The sequence below is a fragment of the uncultured Gardnerella sp. genome (assembly GCF_947280595.1).
Classification (GTDB): domain Bacteria; phylum Actinomycetota; class Actinomycetes; order Actinomycetales; family Bifidobacteriaceae; genus Bifidobacterium; species Bifidobacterium vaginale_A.
The window spans coordinates 77,494-98,346 of the sequence record NZ_CAMYOS010000001.1 but is presented as its reverse complement, the minus strand read 5'-3'; the positions used below and the strand labels follow the sequence as shown (position 1 = coordinate 98,346).

The window sequence follows — 20,853 nt, the reverse complement described above, 5'->3', positions numbered from 1 at the left end:
AGAAGAATAATTCAATGCGCAAATTGTAATTAGGAAATTGTAACTAGAGAATTATAATTAGAAATTTATATGTCAAATTCCCATGAATTTCATAATTGCCATAAGAACTGGTCCACACAATAAGATTGAGTCAACTCTATCCATAATGCCGCCGTGTCCTTTAAGAAGGTGACCCATATCTTTAATTCCAATATCTCGTTTAAGCATTGAAGCACATAAATCTCCAAATGTTCCAACTATTCCAGAAACTATGCCCATAATCGCTGGAAGCCACCAGAAATCAAGAAACTTCATTCCATAGAAACTAATAACAATTATGTATGCTCCAATTACAGCTAAGAGCATTGATCCTATTAAGCCTTCAACGGATTTTTTCGGCGAAATTCTTGGAGATAATTTATGTTTTCCTAGCCATGCTCCAGCGAATAATCCACCAGTATCACTTAAAGCAGGCAAAAATACTAATAGCATAGCGTGAGCAAAATCATATTTACTTCCTGCTATAGATAGAACAATGCAAGAAGCTAAAAGAGGTATATAAAGTATTACAAACATTGATGCAGCAGTATTAGTAAAAGTACTACTGTTAATTGTTGATTGCGAAGATTTTTGTAATTTCTTTTCAACAGCTTGAAGAGTGCGAGCAGAAATAGTGCTATTAAATGTTGCAAATACAACAGTAAGAATAAGCGATGCTGTGATTCCGCTAGCCATAGCAATAGCATGCCATTTTGAATAATATGTAGCTAAAATTGTTACAACAGAGCATATTGATAGAACTACAAATGGTATTCTTAATCCAATTGTTGCGAAATCAACGTGCAATTCCCATAATGCTCCAACCATAAATAATGCAATCAATATAATAAAAGCATCTCTACTTATTATTAAACATGCAATAATAACAACTACAAGCAAAGCAGCAGTAGCAATAGCTTGTGGCATATTACGTCCTGTGCGTCTGTTTATATCTGTTAAAGTTTCATGCGAGCTATTATTGGAATTATTCTGGGTGTTGCTATTATTCTCACAAGAGGATTCATTATTTGACGATGAAGAAGATACTAATTTTTCATCTATACTTCCTTGAGCTATATTGCTTTTAGAAGATTCAACTATCCCATCACTCTGCTGTTCCATGCAACACCCATCTTCAGAATATATCTAAATTATTAGATGAACTCTACAGTTTATTCTTTATTTTATTCGTAGATAAAGAATCAAACTTCCATGATTTCTTTTTGCTTTCCTTCAAGTAAAACATCAAGAGAATCTGTTACTTGCTTTGTGAGTTTATCTAATTCCTTTTGTAAACGATCGCCTTCATCTTCGCCTAATTCACCATCTTTAACTGATTTATCAATGGATTCTTTAGCTTTACGGCGAATGTTACGGACTGCAACTTTTCCTTCTTCTGCTTTCGTCTTAGCAAGCTTGACGTATTCTTTACGACGTTCTTCAGTAAGTTCAGGCATTGTAACACGAATAACATTACCATCGCGATTAGGGCTTACGCCTAAATCAGAATCACGTATTGCCTTTTCAACAGCATTTGCCTGTGAAGCGTCAAAAGGAGTAACTGCTAAAGTGCGAGGTTCTGGAACACCAATTGATGCAACAGCTTTAATAGGAGTAGGAGCACCATAATAATCAACCATAATTCCATTTAGTAAAGCAGGGTTCGCTCTTCCTGTTCTAATGCCCATAAAGTTTTCTTTAGTAGCTTCAACAGATTTATTCATTTGTTCTTGAGCTTGATCAATAATTGCAGACATGAATTCTCCTTTGTAAATCTCATGCTAATTGTTTTTTAAAAGTATTTTAACTGTTTAGTAAACATCGTGTTTTAATTTTATTCAGCAAATTTGGCTTGAGCGTCAGAAACAAGTGTTCCTATTTCTTCACCAATCAATGCACGTGTCACATTTCCTTTGCCTTCTAAGCCGAAGACTCGGATTTTCTGTTTATTATCTCTAGCCATAGAAAGTGCAGATGCGTCCATAACTGCTAGACCATCAACAAGTGCGCGTTGGTAACTAAGAGTTATGAATTTTTTAGCATTGGAATCTTTACGAGGATCAGCACTATAAACTCCATCAACACCGTTCTTGCCCATTAACACTTCATCGCAATGTATCTCTAATGAACGTTGAATAGACACAGTATCAGTCGAGAAATATGGCATACCTGCACCTGCTCCGAAGATAACAACGCGCCCTTTTTCAAGATGTCGAATAGCTTTTAATGGGATATAAGGTTCTGCAACTTGACCCATAGTAATAGCTGTTTGAACACGAGTAGCTTGTCCGGATTGCTCAAGGAAATCTTGAAGAGCTAAGCAATTCATAACAGTACCAAGCATGCCCATGTAATCTCCACGACTACGATCAATTCCAGCTTGTTGAAGTTCAGCTCCTCTAAAGAAGTTTCCGCCTCCAACAACAATTGCGACTTGCACACCACTACGTACTGCAGTCATAATTTCTTCTGCAATCCTACGAATAATGTGAGTATCAATACCAACGGCACCGCCGCCAAATGCTTCGCCTGAAAGTTTCAAGAGAACTCTACGAGCACCATTATTCTCTTGTTCGATAGTCATACTATTCCTCCTGCTCTATCAGCGAATGCAAGCATATCTTTGCCAGTCTATCTATAAATCGCGACACTGAAAAACTTAAGCTTAAATGCTTAAATTAAGTGCATATAATCGTTGCGCATGCGCTATTTATTAAAAAACTAATATATAACGAAATATGCAAAGTAAGATTATATAGTTATTTGTATAAAAGTTCGATTGATAAAAACAAAATAGGTTGCGCACATTTAAATACGCAACCTATAAATAATATGATTTTATTGTAAGTAATGCTTATTCAGCTGAACCCTTACCAACTTCAAGACGAGCAAAAGCTAAAGCAGTTCCGCCAACTTCCTTGAATAAGTCACCAACTGTTTTAGAAGGATCTTTCACATATGATTGCTCAAGAAGAACTGTTTCTTTGAAGAAAGCGTTCATACGACCTTCAACAATCTTTGGAACAATCTTCTCTGGCTTTCCTTCGGCTAATGACTTTTCAGTAGCAACACGGCGCTCAGATTCCAAAACTTCTTCTGGAACGTCTTCGCGGCGAAGCCACTGAGCACCCATAGCAGAAATTTGCAAAGCTGCTTCATGAGCAACCTTTGCGCCAGCTTCATCAGTAGCAATCATAGAAACGATGCTTGGAGGCAATTCAACAGACTTCTTATGAGCATAAATTTCAACATGTGGTCCGCTTACAGTTGCAACCTGACCAACTTTTACATGCTCTCCGAACAAAGCTGCTGCTTCTTCAACTGCTTCTTTAACAGTTGCGTCATTAGCTTTAGATGCAAGAACTTCTTCAGTAGTAGATGCTGATGCTTCAATAGCATATCCAAGTACAGTTTCAGAAAACTCCACGAACTTTGGTGTTTTTGCAACAAAGTCTGTTTCAGAATTTAATTCGACTGCGTAGCCAGTTTCGCCTTCGCTAGACTTAACTACCTTAGAAGCAATCGTGCCTTCCTGGGCTTTACGACCTTCACGCTTACCAGCTGCTTGGATACCCTTCGCACGAATAATTTCCTTAGCGCGGGCAACATCGCCTTCAGCCTCAGTAAGAGCTTTTTTAACGTCCATCATGCCGGCGCCAGTTTCTTCGCGCACCTGCTTAATCAACGCTGCAGTAATTGCTGCCATTTTGTTCTCCTCATATTATGTACGGCTTTGTGGTATAAGCAAAAACCTATACCACAAAACGCCTTACTATTAAATTTATAGAGTTAAGCTCTATTTGTCACTCAGACTTTTCAGATTCTTCAGATTCTTCCGCTTTTTTGCTTTCAGCAGATTTATCGGAAGTTTCGCCTTCATTAGTAAGTAATTCCTTTTCCCAAGCTGCCATTGGCTGAGCATCAGCACCTTCGGACTTAGAATTCTTACCTGCATGCTCAAGCAAACCCTCAGCTACAGCGTCAGCAATCAAGCTTGTAAGCAATTCGACACCGCGGATAGCATCATCGTTTGCTGGGATTGGATACTCTACAGAATCTGGATCTGTATTAGTATCTACAATTGCAACAACTGGAATGCCGAGCTTGTGAGCTTCTTCAACAGCGAGAGCTTCTTTGTTTACGTCAACAACGAACATTGCAGAAGGAGTGCGATTCATGTTGCGAATACCGCCAAGCTGCTTTGCAAGCTTGTCTTTTTCGCGCTCTAAAAGAAGGAGTTCCTTCTTAGTTAAGCCAGAGCCACGAACGTCACTGAAGTCCATTTCTTCTAGTTCCTTCAAACGCTTAACGCGAGTAGAAACAGTTTGGAAATTGGTCAGCATACCGCCAAGCCAGCGTTCGCAAACATAAGGCATGTTTACGCGAGTAGCTTGATTTTGCACTGCTTCTTGAGCTTGCTTCTTAGTTCCTACGAAAAGAACGGTGCCGTTGTGAGCAACAGTCTGCTTGATGAAATCATAAGCCTTATCGATCATGTCGAGAGACTTGAACAAATTGATGATATGAATACCATTGCGCTGAGTAAGAATGAACTGCTTCATCTTTGGATTCCAGCGACGAGTCTGATGGCCAAAATGTAAGCCAGCCTTCAGCATTTCGCTCATGGTAATTTGCGACATATCTTTTACCTTTCTTGTCGGTTCTTGCCTGGCCATGTCTATTCGCATGCAACTTGAAGATTTTCAAAATCTAAATCAAGCCGACCGACACGAATGGACGCGTACATGGCGCGTATTTGCTTGTCCGGTAGACAATAAAAACGAGCAATCATATAACGCGACATTACTCATGCTCATAATGGACACGCGAAACAGGATTATAACAGAAGAGCGATACTAAATAAAAGAAAATATATAAATTATTTTATGCTTATATTATCTCTAAGTTCTTTTAGTGCTTTCGCGCGAACATCTTTTTCCAAACGATCTAAATAAATATGTCCATCTAAATGATCACATTCATGTTGCAACATTCTAGCCATCAAACCTTCACCTTCGAGTACTAAGGTTTTACCATTAAGATCAATACCTTTAACTCGAGCATATTGCGCGCGGCGAGTCTTGTACCATAATCCTGGAACAGATAAACAACCTTCATCGTCGTATTGCTCTCCACGAGTTTCTTCAATAACAGGATTAAGAATGTAACCGATACGACCATTTATATTATATGAGAAAGCTCTAAGACTTACTCCAATCTGATTAGCAGATAATCCAGCTCTACCAGGGTCATTTACTGTTTCCAATAAATCTTCAACAAGATTATGAATTGAAGGTGTAATCTCACGAATTTCATCGCATGGAGTGCGTAAAACAGGATCTGGCACTACACGAATTTTACGAATAGTCACAATTCTCCTTAATTGCTGTTATTTATTCTAATATTTATTACGTTATATATTGTTTTATTGCGTTATATATATTGTATGTTTCTACTCTTCGGCAGACGAATTTGAATTAGACTCATCTTGCAAGTTAGCGCGAGTTACATCGTGCTTTTCTAACGAAGATTCATCACCAAAATGCATTATTTGACTAGCTGCTTGATCAATTGCTTGACGAACTCTTGGCGTTACAGCTTCTTGAGCTTGACGCATTGTTTCAGTAGTTCTATCAAGGATTTTTACAGTAGCTGGGAATGGTTTTGTATTTGGTTTAGGAGCATACAATTGGGAGTCTATGATATTTGCATAGCGTTTCAATACTTTTGGACGCACAACTTTCATACTTGGAGTAAGAGTTCCAGCATCTTGGGTAAATTCGTCCTCTAAGATAACGAATTTACGTACAGATTCAGCTCTTGAAACAGTGCTGTTAGCTTGATCAATGAATTGTTGTACAACAGAACGAACTGCTTCATTGCTTGAAACTTGGCTCATAGGCATATCTTCAGGCAATCCTTGAGTTTTAAGCCACGAGCGGACCATATCAGGTTCAAGTTCTATAAGCGCGGAAATAAATGGCTTACCATCTCCAACTACAACGGCATGAGAAACAAGAGGGCATTTTGCAATAATACCTTCTAATGGAGCTGGGCTTATATTTTTCCCGCCTGCTGTAATAATAATGTCTTTTTTACGACCAGTGATAGATAGGAATCCTTCATCGTCAATTTCACCAATATCTCCAGAATGAAGCCATCCTTCATCGTCAATTACTTCCGATGTAAGTTCTGGTTTATTGTAATAACCAATAAATACGTTTGGTCCTTTAACAAGAACTTCATTATCTTCAGCAAGGCGAATAGAAATTCCTGGTCCAGGTCTACCTACAGAACCTACTTGATTTGCATGCTCAAAATTAACTACGCACGGCGCAGCTGTTTCAGTCATGCCATATCCCTGAATAAAAGTTATGCCATCAAGTCCATTGAAGAAATGAGCTAAATCTGCACTAATAGGAGCACCTCCGCATGCTAACCAAGCGAGATTAGGTCCTAAAGCAGAGCGAATAGATGAACCAACTGTGTGCATATAGAAATTGTGTTGCATTCTAGCAGATAACGAATGAGCCTTCCCATCTACTTCATCACGCGACCACTCAATAAAATGTCTTACTGCTTTAGCAAAAATTCGACCTCGTATACCTGCTCCAGCTTTTTGAGATGCAGCATTATAAACCTTCTCAAATACTCTAGGTACGCCAAGCAAATATGAAGGTTTGAAACTTCGCAAATCAGCCAATAAGTGTTTAGCGTTAGGAACGTATCCAACTACTCCATTAGATCCAATAGCAACGTATTGTATATAACGAGCAAAGCAATGCGCTAATGGCAAGAATAGCAACAGTCTGCTTGGTTGATACAACATCTCGTTCAAGACATCGTATCCTGCAAAAACTATATGTGTAAAGTTGCGATTTGAAAGCATCGCACCTTTAGGTTTTCCAGTAGAACCAGAAGTATATACAATCGTAGCTAGATCATCTGCTTTAACTTTTTTAACGGCTTCATCTAGCTCATTAGTGTCAACAGATTTACCAAAGTCAATAACAGCTCCTAATCCTCCAGCTTTAAAGTTGAATGTCTTGAAAGCTACTTTATTATTATCATTGCGAACTATTTCTAGTTTTTGCGCATGTTCATCGTCACCTGCAAAAGCGATAACAGGTTTTACTTCCGAAATAATATCATTCGCTTGTAGAGCCGAATCTGTTTCATAAATCGGAACAGACACAGCGCCAATTGACGCACATGCAAAGTCAACTATGCCCCATTCGTAGCATGTTGCTGAATAAATAACTACCTTTGAGCCGTGTTTTACACCAAGTGCAAGCAAGCCTTTAGCGGTAGCGCGTACCTTGGAAAGCATGTCGACAGCAGTAACGTCATGCCATTGGCGCGTATCTTCGTCTTGCCATTGAGCAACAACACTTTGAGGTGCGCGCAATGCTCTATTAGCAAGAAGTGAGTAAATTGTGTCACCGTCTTGAGTTGGGTGAATGGCTTCTACAGTAAATTCTCGGAGCATACTTGTAATTGTACTTTATTGTTTCGTTCAACACGAACGAGTTTCCTACAAAAAATATATTTTTATATTGGAAACTTCTACAAAAGAAAATACCACTTACAGAATTTTCGTATGCTTGCAGAATTTATTTACCCAATATCAACATATGTGCAAATCCATTTACCGAATTTGTATTTCAAAGTCAACGATGTCCAATATTGCTCAGAGCCAGTATTCATTCTTATAACACATTCTAATTGTGTTGGTTTAACCATAACTCCGTTAACTAGGTGAGGATTCGCTGGAAGTCTGCATATTTCGAAATTGAGTACAGGATTATTTATTGCTTGAAGACGCTCTCCTACCATAACCCACATGTTATGTAATTTATCTATGCATTCTTTTGAAATCATCCTACTAGTCGATGGCAAAATAGGATGACCTCTTGCAACATCTAATGCAGCACAAGCAACTCTGCAAGCATGCATTGCAATATGGAACATTTTCTTATCAGAATTTGGATCTTTATAAACAAGGCTTATACGATAAGGAACTTTTCTATTTGAAGATCCAACTAAAAATACCCCATTGTATACGGATAAATTATCTTGATCCTCGTTTACAGGTGGTGGAGCTGTATTATTTTTAGACGAATCATTGTTTTGTGTGTCATTACAATTCTCGTTAGATTCTACATACTCAGAATCATCGAAAGGATCAGAGTCCGCAAAACAAATTTTATTCATTTTTATTCCTCTCTCTATGTGTTGTTTTTATATTTGTTTATGTTTCTAATTTCATTTTTATTTATAATTCCATATTTATTTTTTGTTATTAAATCATATTAAGTTTTTTGAATAGGTATAGCATACACCTAAATGAACAAATAGTAGAGTAAAAAGTAAAATGTGGATAACTAATTACATAGATTTTGTTTTTCCTTGAAATTTCAACGTTTTAGACAAATCACTTATGCACATTTCTATTTTAGTAGCTAATTTTAATAAAATTTTAGCGAATTTTATGACAATTTTATCTTATAACTGTTTTTTATTTTGTATTATGCACAAAAAATAAATATAATTACTTATAAATCAAATTTTTTTAATTAAAATATTCAGTAAGCATTAAAATATTATAATAATTGGAACATGTAATTATTATATATTTTTTGCTTATTACATGCATTTTTTAAGTCAATTAAACTAATCTGAAAAAAATAATAACAAAATTAAAGTAAAAAACACAAAAATTTCTAAATAAATGGAGCGGACAACGGGACTCGAACCCGCGGTCTCGACCTTGGCAAGGTCGCGCTTTACCAACTAAGCTATGTCCGCAAACAAATGAAAATTATAGCTTTATTTTTACTACTACGCAAGTTTTACGTAAAAATTTTTCAAACTTTTTTAATTTCTGCATCATATGAGCGATTTTACGCCAAACTTGTTGTTGTATTTCTATCAATAATTTATGAATATAATAATTATTATCATTATTATAAACTTTTTTATAAAATTTTTTAAATAAAATATCTAATTTTTAACTAAAAAGAATAAAATCATGTAGAATAAAAAATAGCTTTTGCTCAACGTAGGAGCGAAAGGCACTAAAAACATTGTTAAATATAGAACGAGGAGGTATCTATGAAGGCAATTGTTGCTACTAAAGATAAGAAGGCTCAAGTTATTGAGAAAGAATTACGACCACTAGAGTTTGGTGAAGCACTACTTGATATGGAGTGTTGCGGTGTTTGCCACACTGATTTACATGTAAAGAATCAAGATTTTGGAGATAAAACAGGTGTTGTCCTTGGACACGAAGGAATTGGTATTGTTCGCGAAGTAGGTCCAGGCGTAACTACATTAAAGCCTGGAGATCGTGCTTCTGTGGCATGGTTCTTCAAAGGATGCGGACATTGCGAATTCTGCACAACTGGTCGTGAAACTTTGTGCCGTAGTGTTTTAAACGCAGGATATACTGCAGATGGTGGTATGTCTGAGCAGTGCATTGTTGCTGCAGACTATGCTGTAAAAGTTCCAGAAGGCTTAGACCCTGCACCAGCAAGCTCTATCACTTGCGCAGGCGTTACAACATATAAAGCAATTAAAGAGTCTGGCGTACATCCTGGTGAATGGCTCATCCTCTTCGGTCTTGGTGGCTTAGGCAATCTTGCTTTGCAATATGCTAAGAATGTTTTTGGCGCTCACGTTATTGCTGTTGATGTGAACGAAGGACAGCTTGAATTTGCTGAAAAGTATGGCGCGGACTTGTGCGTTAATCCATTAAAAGAAGACGTTGCTGAATTTGCAATGAAGAAGGTTGGCGGTGCCCACGGCGCTGTGGTTACCGCTGTAAATAAAGCAGCATTTAATGCAGCTGTCGATTCTGTTCGTGCTGGCGGAACTATTGCAGCTGTTGGTCTTCCACCAGAGGATATGGAATTAAGCATTCCTCGTTTGGTTCTTGATGGAATTCGATTGGTCGGTTCTCTTGTAGGTACACGCAAAGACTTGGAAGAAGCATTCCAATTTGGTGCTGAAGGAAAGGTTTTGCCACAGTGCCATATGCGCAAAATGGAAGATATTAACGACATCTTCGATGAAATGCTTGCAGGCAAGATTCGTGGACGTATGGTAATAGATCTTTCTCACTGAATAATTTAATATTGCTTGAAATAGTGGCCACTTCCCTACTATAAGGATTTGGTCACTATTTTTTTTAATACTTTTAGAATAAATGTTATTTGAAGGTTATTTCGTAGGATTCTGTACGATTCTGTACGATTCATCAGTAGTTATTTGGGTTATTTACTAAATAAGCGTGAGTAACAAAATAAAGTGTTATTTGAGGGTTAGATGAATGTTATTTGAAGGTTATTTCACAAAATAAACATGAAGACTAGTTCAATATAAGCATTACGATGACTTCTAAATAGATTGAGTGAACGGGTAGCATATCTACACTTTTAACTTTTAGCACTCGCTAAGCCTTGCTACTCAAAGCCTTAAAACTAAAGCAACTAGACTGTACACAATTAGATGCCATCAAAACGCTATTTTAAAACAGTCACGATTTGTAAAGGAGATATACCGATTCCGTATGGACAGGAAGCACAATCAAGAATAAAGAAATCACAGAAAGACAAATGAAAAAAGGAATTAAAAAACAAAAAACGCAGAACTGGTGATTCTGCGTAGCGCGTGGGTGATATAGGAATCGAACCTATGACCCCTTCCGTGTGAAGGAAGTGCGCTAGCCGCTGCGCCAATCACCCGAAATTTTTTTAATTATGCGTGAAAGGCAAACCTCTCGAGTGGGCGATACAAGGTTCGAACTTGTGACCCCTTCCGTGTCAGGGAAGTGCGCTACCACTGCGCCAACCGCCCGGTTGTGATGATAGAAGGAAAACCTTCTAACTTCGAGGTGGGTACGAGAGTCGAACTCATCTATACGGCTTTGCAGGCCGCTGCCTAACCGCTTGGCTAACCCACCGTAAGGTCGAATAACTCATCGGACCTAGAGCGGACAACGGGACTCGAACCCGCGGTCTCGACCTTGGCAAGGTCGCGCTTTACCAACTAAGCTATGTCCGCGATGCTTTTTACTGAAAACTCAGCTCACAAGCACGAGTAACTACTATACTCGAAATATTTGCAAATGCAAGTTATTTCATGTTCTGGCGTGTCGCTATATGTATTTTTCTGCTGATATATCCATATCTAGTTTAAGTATTGCAGTTCACTACTCCTTGTGATTACTCCAATATGATTATCATTTACTACTTCATATGATTACTTATGCACTAATAATTGTTAAAACACTCTAAGAGAAAGACTATAAAAATCATTGTTTTCGGATTTTTAAAGTGAATATAATTATATAGAAACGAAAAAGAAGAAGAGAAAGCCGCGAAAATAAACACTCGTAAATGTTAAGAAGAGAGGAGAAAAAATAATGGACATAATGAAACTTTGTTATGAAATGGCTGAGAAACTTCGTCCATATGGTGAGCCATATATGAGTGAATTTTCCAAAGAATTTGCTAATGATGCTATTGACGCAGGAGAACCGTCAGTTGCAATTGATATTTATTTAGTAGACGCATGGCTGCACAAGAGCGCGCCTAAAGAGTTGTTAATAGAAGCCTATAACCTGCTAGAGCCTTATGAGTGCGGCGATATACATGACGATATAGCAGATGATTTAGGAGTCCAGCGTAAAGTTCATTCCCCAGATGAATAAATAAATTTTGGTCTATAATACAGTAACACTTAAATTTTATATTAAAAACATGTGATATAGACCAAAATAGGGTTATTCCGGGTTATTTCCCTAGAAAATAGTCTTAAACGAAAATTGCGAGGGGACCCCTCGACTAACAATCTGACGTAAACGGCAGCTGCGAGGCCCTCGCGTTAGTTTTATAATAACTCGTACTATATATAAATAAAAAATAAAAGATAACTCTTTACATCGAAATTGGATAAATAAAGAGTTATCTTAAATTTTTAATTAAATGAATTTATTTACTTAATCGTTTGATTTATCAGTAGAAGAATCCTCATTACTATAAGATTCTGGATGCGTTTCGCCACTAGACTCACTAGACTCGCCAGAATCATCAGAATCGTTTGATTCACTAGAATCATCAAGTTCACTCGAAGAATCATTAGAGTGAATATCACAATCCTTCTTCACATCATCAAGCTTAGACTCATCGTCGCTGAAAGGCACTCCTTTAAGAGTAAACTCCCCCAGCAATCCTTCACCTTCAGAATCAACCATAATGCGCTCGCCATCAACAAGATTTCCGCGAAGAATCTGCTCGGAAATTGAATCCTCAATTTCTCTTTGAATAACTCTACGCAAAGGACGAGCACCTAAAAGCGGATCAAATCCTTTTTGTGTAAGCAAAGTCTTAGCATTATCAGTAAGTTCAATCGACATATGATGATCAAATAATCTATCATTAAGATTATTCAAATCCAAATCAACAATTTGTCGCACTTCAGATTCTGTAAGTTGACGGAACACAATAGTATCATCCAAGCGATTAAGAAACTCTGGACGGAAGTGTTTCTTCAACTCAGAATTAACTTGAAGCTTCATGCGTTGATACGTAGAATCATCGTTATTACCCAAAGTAAAGCCAGTTGTAGCAGCTTTAGCAATATCTCTAGTACCGAGATTTGTTGTTAGGATAATAATCGTATTTTTGAAATCTACTTTACGACCTTGTCCATCAGTTAAATGACCATCGTCTAATACTTGTAACAAAGTATTGAAAATATCCGGATGAGCTTTTTCAATCTCATCAAAAAGTACTACTGAGAACGGCTTCCTACGAACTTTTTCAGTTAATTCTCCACCTTCTTCGTATCCTACGTATCCTGGAGGAGCACCGAAAAGACGTGAAGCTGCGTACTTTTCAGCAAATTCAGACATATCAACACGAATTAAAGCATTCTCATCATCAAACAAGAATTGTGCTAAAGTTTTAGCCAATTCAGTTTTGCCAACACCAGTAGGACCTGCAAAAATAAACGAACCAGCTGGTCGTTGAGGATCTTTCAATCCAACTCGAGCACGTCTAATAGATCGTGATAATGCAGAAATCGCTTCGTCTTGTCCAATAATACGCTTATGAAGTTCATCTTCCATATTAAGCAGTTTCTTAGATTCAGCTTGAGTCAACTTAACAACAGGAATACCAGTTGTACTAGATACAACAGATGCAATAACATCTTCATCAACAACCATATTCACGCGTGATTCACCTTCACGCCAAGCTTTTTCTTTAGACTTTCGATCTTCTTCAAGCTTTTCTTGCTCATCTCGCAAATCAGCAGCATGTTCAAAGTCTTGATTTTTAATTGCTTCATCTTTCTTTTTAGAAAGTTTAGAAATCTTATTATCAAGTTCTTTCAACTCAGGAGGCTCAGTTAAACGCTTAATACGCAAACGTGCTCCAGCTTCATCGATAAGATCAATAGCTTTATCTGGTAGATGACGATCTTGAATGTATCTTGCAGACATTTCTGCTGCAGATTGCAAAGCGTTATCAGTAATAGTCACATGATGATGATTCTCGTAACGATCACGCAAACCTTTAAGAATCTCAATCGTTTCAGCAATAGTAGGCTCATGAACCTGAATAGGCTGGAAACGACGCTCTAAAGCAGCATCTTTTTCAATGTACTTTCTATATTCATCTGTAGTAGTAGCACCAATTGTTTGAAGTTCACCACGTGCAAGCATAGGCTTTAGCATATCGGATGCGCCTAATGCGCCATCTGCAGAACCAGCTCCAACGATAGTGTGAATTTCATCAATAAAAAGAACAATATCTCCACGAGTTTTGATTTCTTTCAAAACTTTTTTCAATCGTTCCTCAAAATCGCCTCTGTATCTAGAACCTGCAATCATTGACCCTAAATCAAGTGAATAAACTTGTTTATTTTTTAGAGTTTCAGGAACATCTCCAGCAACGATTTTTTGCGCTAAACCTTCTACAACTGCTGTTTTACCAACACCAGGATCTCCAATAAGAACTGGATTATTCTTAGTTCGTCTAGATAGAACTACCATAACACGTTCAATTTCTCTAGAACGACCAATAACAGGATCGAGTTTAGATTCGCGAGCTTCAACTGTGAGATTTCTACCAAATTGATCTAATAATGCGGATCCGGATTGATTTGCTTTATCTTGCACTCCTCCAGCGTTAGCCAAATCTTTATCGTTTTCAGAAGGAATGCCAGAATTGCCACGAATCATGTCCATGCATGTTCCGCGAAGATCATTGATATCGACTTCCATCTTAATAAGAACTTGAGTTCCTATTCCTTCGCCTTCGCGAATAAGCCCGAGTAAAATATGTTCAGTGCCAATATAGCTATGACCTAATTGCAAAGCTTCTCGTAAACTTAATTCTAATACTTGTTTAGCATGAGGAGTGAAAGGTATATGGCCATTCGGGGATACTGTACCCTTGCCAATCATTTCTTCAACCTGTTTACGAGTACTATCTAACTCTACGCCTTTAGCACTTAAAGCTTTAGCTGCGATTCCTTCGCCTTCGCGAATAAGCCCGAGTAAAATATGTTCAGTACCAATGTAATTATGCTGAAGTGCGCGAGCTTCTTCTTGCGCTAACACAATTACGCGTCTAGCGCGGTCAGTGAACCTTTCAAACATAATTGCCTTTCGTTGTTATCGTTCGTTCTATCGTAACGACTTGCCATGACTCATTATTAACATTTTACAGTTTTGCATGAGTAAGATGACTTTTTATATTGACGTTTTAACAATGATTATCATCGTATCATCAATGTTTTGATGATGTTTTACGTCTTATGCGTTTATTTTCCTTACTATCTTCAATAGCTTCTTCTATTAACTCTACGTCTGCACGTTCTTCTCGTTCAGATTGCTCAATAACATCAATATGGTAGTCGTCATAAGCAGGATCAGATTGAATCCAAAGCTGAGACGGTTCAGGAGGTTCTATATCTGAGTGTTCGCCACACCCGTGATTAAGAGCAACTACTTTGCCATCGTCAGGACTCCATGCATTTGCACAAACACCAAACATATTTCCTAATGCTCCTGCAAGAGGAATCATAAATCCACATGTAGAGCATGCGCTACCGTCTGCAATTCTAGTAGATAATGACTTTGGACCGTGCTGACCTGAATACCATCGTTTAGCTGTTTGCGCTATTGCTTCAGGAGTCATAACTTTTCGTCTAGAAAGATGGAAAGTTTTTATTGCGTCTTCTATATCTTCTAATGAAGTAACACTTTTTTCACAAGCATTAGAGTTTTCACTATTATCGATATTTTCACTGCCGCTATTTTCAGAAGATTCGCTATTCTCATTAGAAGATTCATCACTATGATTATCTTCAGTATTATCATCATGATTATCTTCAGGATTGACTCCACGACTCTCTACTTTTTCGCAATTACTATCAATACTTGAAATATTGCTATTATCTGAATCATTTTCAGATTTACTTTCAATATTGTATTCTCTTTTAAACTCATCATTAGATTCAATATCTTCTATTGATAAGCCATTTTCAAGACGAGAATCATCTTCAGGTGTTCCAATTGAATCTGTAACAGATAAATCAGATGGCTGTAATCTATCTTTCCATGGAATCCATTTAGGCGGCAAAAGTGAATCATCTGTAGGAATAAGAGTTGACTCATTCACAGTCCATTTATCTAATTCCTCATCGTGATACAAAGTAACAGACCATTGCCAACCTTCGTAACCGCGCATAGTACTTTCAAAGCGAAAATCAGTAACATTATCGCCCAAATCTATAGCGCTTACAAAATTCCCAACAGCATTTGCACACTCTGAAGATTCAAGTGCAACTTTATAAGCCAACTCTTTAGGATCCAAAACGTCAACCGACATAAACTAATCCTGAACGTCAAAATTGTCTGCTACAGCTCTTAGTAATGTAGCAAGTTTCTTACTTTCCGCAGTTGAAGGGTAATGCTTTCTACGTAAGCCATTACTTGCAGAATCGAGAAGCTTAATAAGATCTTCTACAATAGCTGCCATATCTTCTGCTTTAGGGCGTGTTGCTTTTACTAATGATGGCGCAGATGCTAATACAGTTAAGCCCATTGCTTGAGGTCCTTTACGACCTTCAACTACTGAAAACTCAACTCGAGTTCCCTTACGTAGATTCTTAACATCATCTGGCACAGCTGCAGAAGGCAAGAAAACATCTTTGCCATCGTCATCTGCAATAAAGCCGTAGCCCTTTTTTGCATCGTACCAACGAATACGCCCATTGGGCATAACACACCTCACTCAATCAATAAATCAATCAATGAAAAAGTTCATGTACATATCTGTAAGATTATACACACTTGTTCTATTGTAGCGCATCATAAAATTATGAGCACGCACAATAATAAATTTATTAGTTTTCTTCTAAAGTTTGTATAGGTAACACAATAGTAAGAGTTAATCCATGAGCACCAGATAAATCTAATTTAGCAGTGCCATTCATTGTATCGTCAATATTTGTGTCACTCGTGTCCCCTACACCACTTTTAGCAGTAGGCGAAATTCCTGGAGCAGATGTAGTCGCGCAAATAAATCCATTATGAGCTTTTACTACAGATTGCACTATAGCCATTCCTAAGCCTGTTCCACCTTTTTCTCTTGCTCTAGAAGGATCAGCACTATAGAATCTCTCAAAAATATGAGGCAATGATTCTTCAGGAACACCTTTACCATGGTCTATAACTCTAATAACAGCATAAGGTATACCGCTTCCAGTTGTCTGGCTCACTTCTATTGCTTCTAAGAATTCCTTTAGAGATTTAGATACAGAATCCATATTAGCTACTTTTTCAGGTTCAATTGAAGCCTTCATTATGCTTATTCCTACTTCGACAGGCGAATCGATAGGAGTATAGCGATGAATATTACCTACAATATTCGTCATAACTTGTCTTAGGCGAGCACCATCAGCTAAAAGTACGACTTTTGGCATATTGCCAGGCTTAAAAATAAGCTTATGCTCACATTGACCAGTATTTGAATCTCTAGTTTTCCAATCATCTGGAAGAGTTAGATTACCTAATTGCACAATTCGAACAGGATCTAAAGCATGCAAATCATTTGCTGCATCGCTTACAATAGAAGAAAGATTAACATTTTGAGATATATCAATACCTCTTCCCTCGTCTAATCGCGCTAACGACAGCAAGTCTTCTACAAGTTCTGTCATCCTCTCAGTAGAAGACTTAATGTGTGATATAGCATCATCTACTTTATCTTCAGAACCTGGAATCTTCCTCCACATTTCATAAAGCTCTACATAGCCATGGATAATTGCTAAAGGAGTGCGTAATTCATGGCTAGCATCTGAAACAAATCTCTTCATCTTCTCCGTCATAAGCTCTTGCTCATTAAAGCTTCTTTCAATACGAGAAAGCATAGAGTTCAGTGATGCTGCAAGAGAGCCTATTTCTGTATTTTCTGGAGCTGACTGTACACGTTTACTTAAATCACCTGACGCAATTTTTGAAGCAGTTTTTTCAATTCTTTTTAATGGTATAAGAGTTGATTGAATTATTAGTATTGAAATAAATATTCCGAATAAAATAACAGCAATGCTCACCATAAGGCAATATTGTGTAAGAGTATTGATCGTATCTAATTGATCACTTAAAGATAGAGCTATATACACATAACCTTGAGTATTAACACTAGATGAGTTATCTCTATTTTTTTGACCCCAAGTAAGAACAAGCACGCGCCATGGAGCTGAAGCTATTTTTGCAGTTGCGTCATCGATGTTGCTTAAATTTCCATGTACTTGCGCAGGAGTAGTAAAAGGTTTATTCGGCGAAACATTACCTAAGCTACCGTCTTCAGGAAGAGTAGGAACTGAAGTTACGTTACCTTTTAATGGTGGAACAAGAGGAGTTGCAAGAATCCTATTGTTTATATCTCGAACTTGTAGAAAGTAATCATTAGGACCAACAGTTGATTGTCTTGCATCTCTACTACGTAAGAAATCAATATTGTCATAAACAAGTTGTGCTTGATCAGTAAGCTGAGCATCTGTTTTTTCTAGTAGATAATTTCCTACAAGCTGACGAATAGACAGAGATATACAAAAAGCAGCTACAGTAAGAACAACTAAAGTGCATGCTACTAACTTAGTACTCAAAGGAATTGAATCTACATGTTTGCGTATAAATCGAGTGATGAATCCAGACTTTTTATTATCTTGAGATTTATTTGTAGCAGATGAATATCGAACAATCTGTTTTGAGATTTCATTATTGCGTGCAGATTCAGATTTTATTGTTTTCTTAGAAGATTTACTTACATTTGCGGATTCTAATGAAAGCTCATGAGAAGATTCATTAGAAGGCTCATTAGGAGGCTCGTTTGAATCATGTGGATTTTTTGAATTTTTAACTTCCATAGATACACACCTCAATTTTTCGTACAACAAACCAACATAATCGCATCAATGCAATGCATAACATTCACTAGTTGAAATTATAGATTATATAAAGAGAATCTAAATAATATTCTTTTGCGCTGATTTGTTTTAGTTTTAAGCTGCTTTAGGCTCTCGAATCATATATCCAATACCGCGCTTTGTTTCAATGAGCGGAACTACTTTAGTGAGATTGCCAGATATGTCTTCAGCTTCAATGCCGTCAATCTTCTTTCGCAAATATGAAATATATGATTCAACGATTGCAGCGTCACCGCCCCAATCGTATTGCCATACGTGATTAAGAATTTGATTCTTTGAAAGAACTCGTCCTTCATTTTCCATTAGATAGTGTAAAAGCTTATATTCTGTAGGACTTAATTCAATAGGAGTTCCAGCTCTAGAAACATCATGAGAATCCTCATCTATTTCCAAATCTGCTACACGCAAAATATGTTTATTATCTTCTTCATGATTATTTGTTCTTCGCAAAATAGCGCGAATGCGAGCAACTACTTCTTCAAGACTAAATGGCTTCGTAACATAATCGTCACCGCCAACTGTTAATCCCATAATCTTATCTTGCATATCATCTCTAGCAGTAAGGAATAGCACTGGAACTGTAATTCCATTCTGCCTAATTCTACGTGTTACAGTAAAACCATCGATGTCTGGTAGCATAACGTCCATAACAATAAGATCAGGTTTAACTTGTTCAATAACTTTAACTGCTTCAGAGCCTGATGCAGCTGTGCTTACATCAAAACCAGAGAAATGCAATGATGCTACAAGAAGTTCACGAATCGAAGGTTCGTCATCGACAACAACAATAGATGCTTCTACATTCTTACTCATAATTTCAAGCTTTACTTATTTAAAATGTTTCTCGAATATTTCTGAAAGACAAGCATAATAGAAAACACAATTATCCACAACTTAAATACGTATAATTCTATTTCTATTTAAATTAAAATAATAAAAATATAATAAAAATTAAAGTTAATCGATAATTTTATATTATTCGTTACTTCGCATGTCTTCTTCTAGGTTTACGTTTTCCAGATGCCAATTCTTTCTTAACTTTATTTTTATGAACAAGAATTAGCGTAACAACAATAGCTATAGCAATAAGTATTGAAATCATAACAATAGTTGAAACAATACTTGTGAAAGTTGTTGTTGAAGTTTTCTTAGACATATTTATTTGCTTCATCATAGCTAAAGCAGACTCCGACCATTTAGGATTTGAAGGATCCATTAAAGCTTTTGACGCAGCATCAGATATTGCGTCTACTGTTGATTTGCGTTTAAGCCATTCATCTGAGTTAGACGATACTGCTACAACTAATCTTCCATCTTGACTTGCAACAGCTAATAGCAAAGTATTAGGAGCAGGATTTGTGCTTGTAAGTAATTCGCTTGCCCATTTAGAAGGGTCATTAGTGTTTCCAAATGTAGATATATATAGCAATCGAACAGAAACGCCTGTTTGCTTTTTAGTTTGATCAATTGCATCTGAAACACGATTTACACTATCGCCTAACAAATTTTCTGTATCAGTTATTGAATCAGTAGCAATAATATTATCTGATGAATGTTTAGATTTCGTTACTTCTTGTGCAAATGCATTAGGTGCAGAACATGAAAAATTACAAGAAGAAATTAAAAAAACACATGCAAACACAGCTATTATTACAAAAGCAAGCGAATTGCATGAAATTTTCTTCTTTTTCATCCACATAATTTAACCCACCTAAAATACGTTCGCATAGATTTTTCTCATTAGAAAACTTCTGACCACAATGGAGAAAAACATTATGATTTTTTCCAAATATGCCATATATTTCATAATACCGTGTGAATACGCCATGTACAGATATTAAAAGTTTATAAGAATATTTACGCGGACTAAAACAAAAATACATAATATTGGGGGTAAAATGGCACATTTTCAAGTTGATTGCGAATCTTTAGCGCAATCTGCGTCTGCTGTTGGCGCATCAATCAATGCAATTCGTGATGCTGTGAATGGAATGTACGCTAATTTGCAACAATTGCAGAGCGTTTGGACTGGTCCTGCATCTGTTCAATTTGCTTCTACTGCTCAACAATGGAGAGCTGCTCAACAACAAATGGAACAATCATTGCAAGCAATTCAACTTGCAATGCAACAAGCATCTAACGTTTATCTTGATGCTGAAACTCAAGCTGCAGCATTATTCCATAACTAAGAAAAGATTTAATTGAAAAACATATTAAAAGATGTGAAAACATAAAATTAAATAACCTGTTACAAATAAAATGCTAAATATAGCTATATATAAAATTTTGCATTAAATAAGCTAAATAAATTTGAATAACATTTATAGAATT

At 36.9% G+C, this 20,853-nt stretch carries 16 protein-coding genes, 5 tRNA genes and 1 pseudogene; 3 read left to right on the top strand and 19 right to left on the bottom strand.

Features of this window, described 5'->3' with window-relative positions; genetic code table 11:
- Positions 1 to 72 precede the first annotated feature (72 nt).
- From Q0X59_RS00435 to Q0X59_RS00395, 9 genes are all read right to left on the bottom strand, one after another.
- Complete coding sequence (locus Q0X59_RS00435) at positions 73 to 1,140, bottom strand: phosphatidate cytidylyltransferase (protein ID WP_297642391.1); 1,068 nt, start codon at positions 1,138 to 1,140, stop codon at positions 73 to 75.
- 80 nt (positions 1,141 to 1,220) lie between these two features.
- The gene (frr, locus tag Q0X59_RS00430) at positions 1,221 to 1,775 is read right to left on the bottom strand and encodes a ribosome recycling factor (RefSeq protein ID WP_075523153.1); all 555 of its coding nucleotides are present in this window, start codon (positions 1,773 to 1,775) and stop codon (positions 1,221 to 1,223) included.
- Between the two features lie 77 nt (positions 1,776 to 1,852).
- Positions 1,853 to 2,602 carry a UMP kinase gene (pyrH, locus tag Q0X59_RS00425; protein WP_075523152.1) on the bottom strand — a complete coding sequence of 250 codons (750 nt, stop codon included), beginning with the start codon at positions 2,600 to 2,602 and terminating at the stop codon, positions 1,853 to 1,855.
- Between the two features lie 270 nt (positions 2,603 to 2,872).
- Positions 2,873 to 3,724, bottom strand: coding sequence for a translation elongation factor Ts (gene tsf / locus Q0X59_RS00420; RefSeq protein WP_075523151.1), 852 nt, complete (start codon positions 3,722 to 3,724; stop codon positions 2,873 to 2,875).
- Between the two features lie 97 nt (positions 3,725 to 3,821).
- Positions 3,822 to 4,658 carry a 30S ribosomal protein S2 gene (rpsB, locus tag Q0X59_RS00415; RefSeq protein ID WP_297642505.1) on the bottom strand — a complete coding sequence of 279 codons (837 nt, stop codon included), beginning with the start codon at positions 4,656 to 4,658 and terminating at the stop codon, positions 3,822 to 3,824.
- Positions 4,659 to 4,897: 239 nt separating this feature from the next.
- Complete coding sequence (gene def / locus Q0X59_RS00410) at positions 4,898 to 5,389, bottom strand: peptide deformylase (RefSeq protein ID WP_075523149.1); 492 nt, start codon at positions 5,387 to 5,389, stop codon at positions 4,898 to 4,900.
- Positions 5,390 to 5,470: 81 nt separating this feature from the next.
- Complete coding sequence (locus Q0X59_RS00405) at positions 5,471 to 7,507, bottom strand: AMP-dependent synthetase/ligase (protein WP_297642386.1); 2,037 nt, start codon at positions 7,505 to 7,507, stop codon at positions 5,471 to 5,473.
- 128 nt (positions 7,508 to 7,635) lie between these two features.
- Positions 7,636 to 8,232, bottom strand: coding sequence for a hypothetical protein (locus Q0X59_RS00400; protein ID WP_103043044.1), 597 nt, complete (start codon positions 8,230 to 8,232; stop codon positions 7,636 to 7,638).
- 518 nt (positions 8,233 to 8,750) lie between these two features.
- Positions 8,751 to 8,826 (bottom strand) — tRNA-Gly (locus Q0X59_RS00395).
- A gap of 306 nt (positions 8,827 to 9,132) precedes the next feature.
- Here Q0X59_RS00395 and adhP point away from each other — a divergent pair.
- A complete protein-coding gene (gene adhP, locus Q0X59_RS00390; protein ID WP_075523146.1) occupies positions 9,133 to 10,143 on the top strand; it encodes an alcohol dehydrogenase AdhP in 1,011 nt (336 codons plus the stop codon).
- A gap of 547 nt (positions 10,144 to 10,690) precedes the next feature.
- On the opposite strand, the gene Q0X59_RS00385 is transcribed toward adhP, so the two are convergent.
- From Q0X59_RS00385 to Q0X59_RS00370, 4 genes are all read right to left on the bottom strand, one after another.
- A tRNA-Val gene (locus Q0X59_RS00385) sits at positions 10,691 to 10,763 on the bottom strand.
- Positions 10,764 to 10,803: 40 nt separating this feature from the next.
- Positions 10,804 to 10,875 (bottom strand) — tRNA-Val (locus Q0X59_RS00380).
- A 35-nt stretch (positions 10,876 to 10,910) separates the two neighbouring features.
- Positions 10,911 to 10,981: transfer RNA gene (locus Q0X59_RS00375), tRNA-Cys, on the bottom strand.
- A 28-nt stretch (positions 10,982 to 11,009) separates the two neighbouring features.
- Positions 11,010 to 11,082 (bottom strand) — tRNA-Gly (locus Q0X59_RS00370).
- A gap of 361 nt (positions 11,083 to 11,443) precedes the next feature.
- Here Q0X59_RS00370 and Q0X59_RS00365 point away from each other — a divergent pair.
- Positions 11,444 to 11,731: a hypothetical protein gene (locus Q0X59_RS00365; protein WP_297642383.1), complete on the top strand. Its 288-nt coding sequence runs from the start codon at positions 11,444 to 11,446 to the stop codon at positions 11,729 to 11,731.
- Positions 11,732 to 12,019: 288 nt separating this feature from the next.
- On the opposite strand, the gene Q0X59_RS00360 is transcribed toward Q0X59_RS00365, so the two are convergent.
- The 6 genes and pseudogenes from Q0X59_RS00360 to Q0X59_RS00335 all read right to left on the bottom strand — a co-directional run bounded on the left by Q0X59_RS00360 (position 12,020) and on the right by Q0X59_RS00335 (position 20,221).
- Positions 12,020 to 14,686, bottom strand: coding sequence for an ATP-dependent Clp protease ATP-binding subunit (locus Q0X59_RS00360; protein ID WP_297642381.1), 2,667 nt, complete (start codon positions 14,684 to 14,686; stop codon positions 12,020 to 12,022).
- A gap of 160 nt (positions 14,687 to 14,846) precedes the next feature.
- A pseudogene (locus Q0X59_RS00355) lies at positions 14,847 to 15,920 on the bottom strand (DUF3027 domain-containing protein); the annotation flags it as partial.
- A gap of 3 nt (positions 15,921 to 15,923) precedes the next feature.
- Positions 15,924 to 16,313, bottom strand: coding sequence for a cold shock domain-containing protein (locus Q0X59_RS00350; protein ID WP_075523142.1), 390 nt, complete (start codon positions 16,311 to 16,313; stop codon positions 15,924 to 15,926).
- A gap of 124 nt (positions 16,314 to 16,437) precedes the next feature.
- Positions 16,438 to 18,462 carry a HAMP domain-containing sensor histidine kinase gene (locus tag Q0X59_RS00345; RefSeq protein WP_297642378.1) on the bottom strand — a complete coding sequence of 675 codons (2,025 nt, stop codon included), beginning with the start codon at positions 18,460 to 18,462 and terminating at the stop codon, positions 16,438 to 16,440.
- Positions 18,463 to 18,597: 135 nt separating this feature from the next.
- The gene (locus Q0X59_RS00340; RefSeq protein WP_075523141.1) at positions 18,598 to 19,335 is read right to left on the bottom strand and encodes a response regulator transcription factor; all 738 of its coding nucleotides are present in this window, start codon (positions 19,333 to 19,335) and stop codon (positions 18,598 to 18,600) included.
- A 169-nt stretch (positions 19,336 to 19,504) separates the two neighbouring features.
- Positions 19,505 to 20,221, bottom strand: a complete 717-nt coding sequence (locus Q0X59_RS00335) for a hypothetical protein (protein WP_297642376.1) — start codon at positions 20,219 to 20,221, stop codon at positions 19,505 to 19,507.
- 199 nt (positions 20,222 to 20,420) lie between these two features.
- Between Q0X59_RS00335 and Q0X59_RS00330 the strand changes: the two genes are divergently transcribed.
- Positions 20,421 to 20,711: a WXG100 family type VII secretion target gene (locus tag Q0X59_RS00330; protein ID WP_075523139.1), complete on the top strand. Its 291-nt coding sequence runs from the start codon at positions 20,421 to 20,423 to the stop codon at positions 20,709 to 20,711.
- Positions 20,712 to 20,853 lie beyond the last annotated feature (142 nt).

Bases quoted from the DNA above. Each gene is read 5' to 3' on its own strand.
- Q0X59_RS00335 (WP_297642376.1), bottom strand. From the start codon at position 20,221: ATGTGGATGAAAAAGAAGAAAATTTCATGCAATTCGCTTGCTTTTGTA.
- frr (WP_075523153.1), bottom strand. From the start codon at position 1,775: ATGTCTGCAATTATTGATCAAGCTCAAGAACAAATGAATAAATCTGTT.
- pyrH (WP_075523152.1), bottom strand. From the start codon at position 2,602: ATGACTATCGAACAAGAGAATAATGGTGCTCGTAGAGTTCTCTTGAAA.
- adhP (WP_075523146.1), top strand. From the start codon at position 9,133: ATGAAGGCAATTGTTGCTACTAAAGATAAGAAGGCTCAAGTTATTGAG.
- Q0X59_RS00405 (WP_297642386.1), bottom strand. From the start codon at position 7,507: ATGCTCCGAGAATTTACTGTAGAAGCCATTCACCCAACTCAAGACGGT.
- tsf (WP_075523151.1), bottom strand. From the start codon at position 3,724: ATGGCAGCAATTACTGCAGCGTTGATTAAGCAGGTGCGCGAAGAAACT.
- rpsB (WP_297642505.1), bottom strand. From the start codon at position 4,658: ATGTCGCAAATTACCATGAGCGAAATGCTGAAGGCTGGCTTACATTTT.
- Q0X59_RS00435 (WP_297642391.1), bottom strand. From the start codon at position 1,140: ATGGAACAGCAGAGTGATGGGATAGTTGAATCTTCTAAAAGCAATATA.
- Q0X59_RS00330 (WP_075523139.1), top strand. From the start codon at position 20,421: ATGGCACATTTTCAAGTTGATTGCGAATCTTTAGCGCAATCTGCGTCT.
- Q0X59_RS00365 (WP_297642383.1), top strand. From the start codon at position 11,444: ATGGACATAATGAAACTTTGTTATGAAATGGCTGAGAAACTTCGTCCA.
- Q0X59_RS00345 (WP_297642378.1), bottom strand. From the start codon at position 18,462: ATGGAAGTTAAAAATTCAAAAAATCCACATGATTCAAACGAGCCTCCT.
- Q0X59_RS00340 (WP_075523141.1), bottom strand. From the start codon at position 19,335: ATGAGTAAGAATGTAGAAGCATCTATTGTTGTTGTCGATGACGAACCT.
- Q0X59_RS00400 (WP_103043044.1), bottom strand. From the start codon at position 8,232: ATGAATAAAATTTGTTTTGCGGACTCTGATCCTTTCGATGATTCTGAG.
- Q0X59_RS00350 (WP_075523142.1), bottom strand. From the start codon at position 16,313: ATGCCCAATGGGCGTATTCGTTGGTACGATGCAAAAAAGGGCTACGGC.
- Q0X59_RS00360 (WP_297642381.1), bottom strand. From the start codon at position 14,686: ATGTTTGAAAGGTTCACTGACCGCGCTAGACGCGTAATTGTGTTAGCG.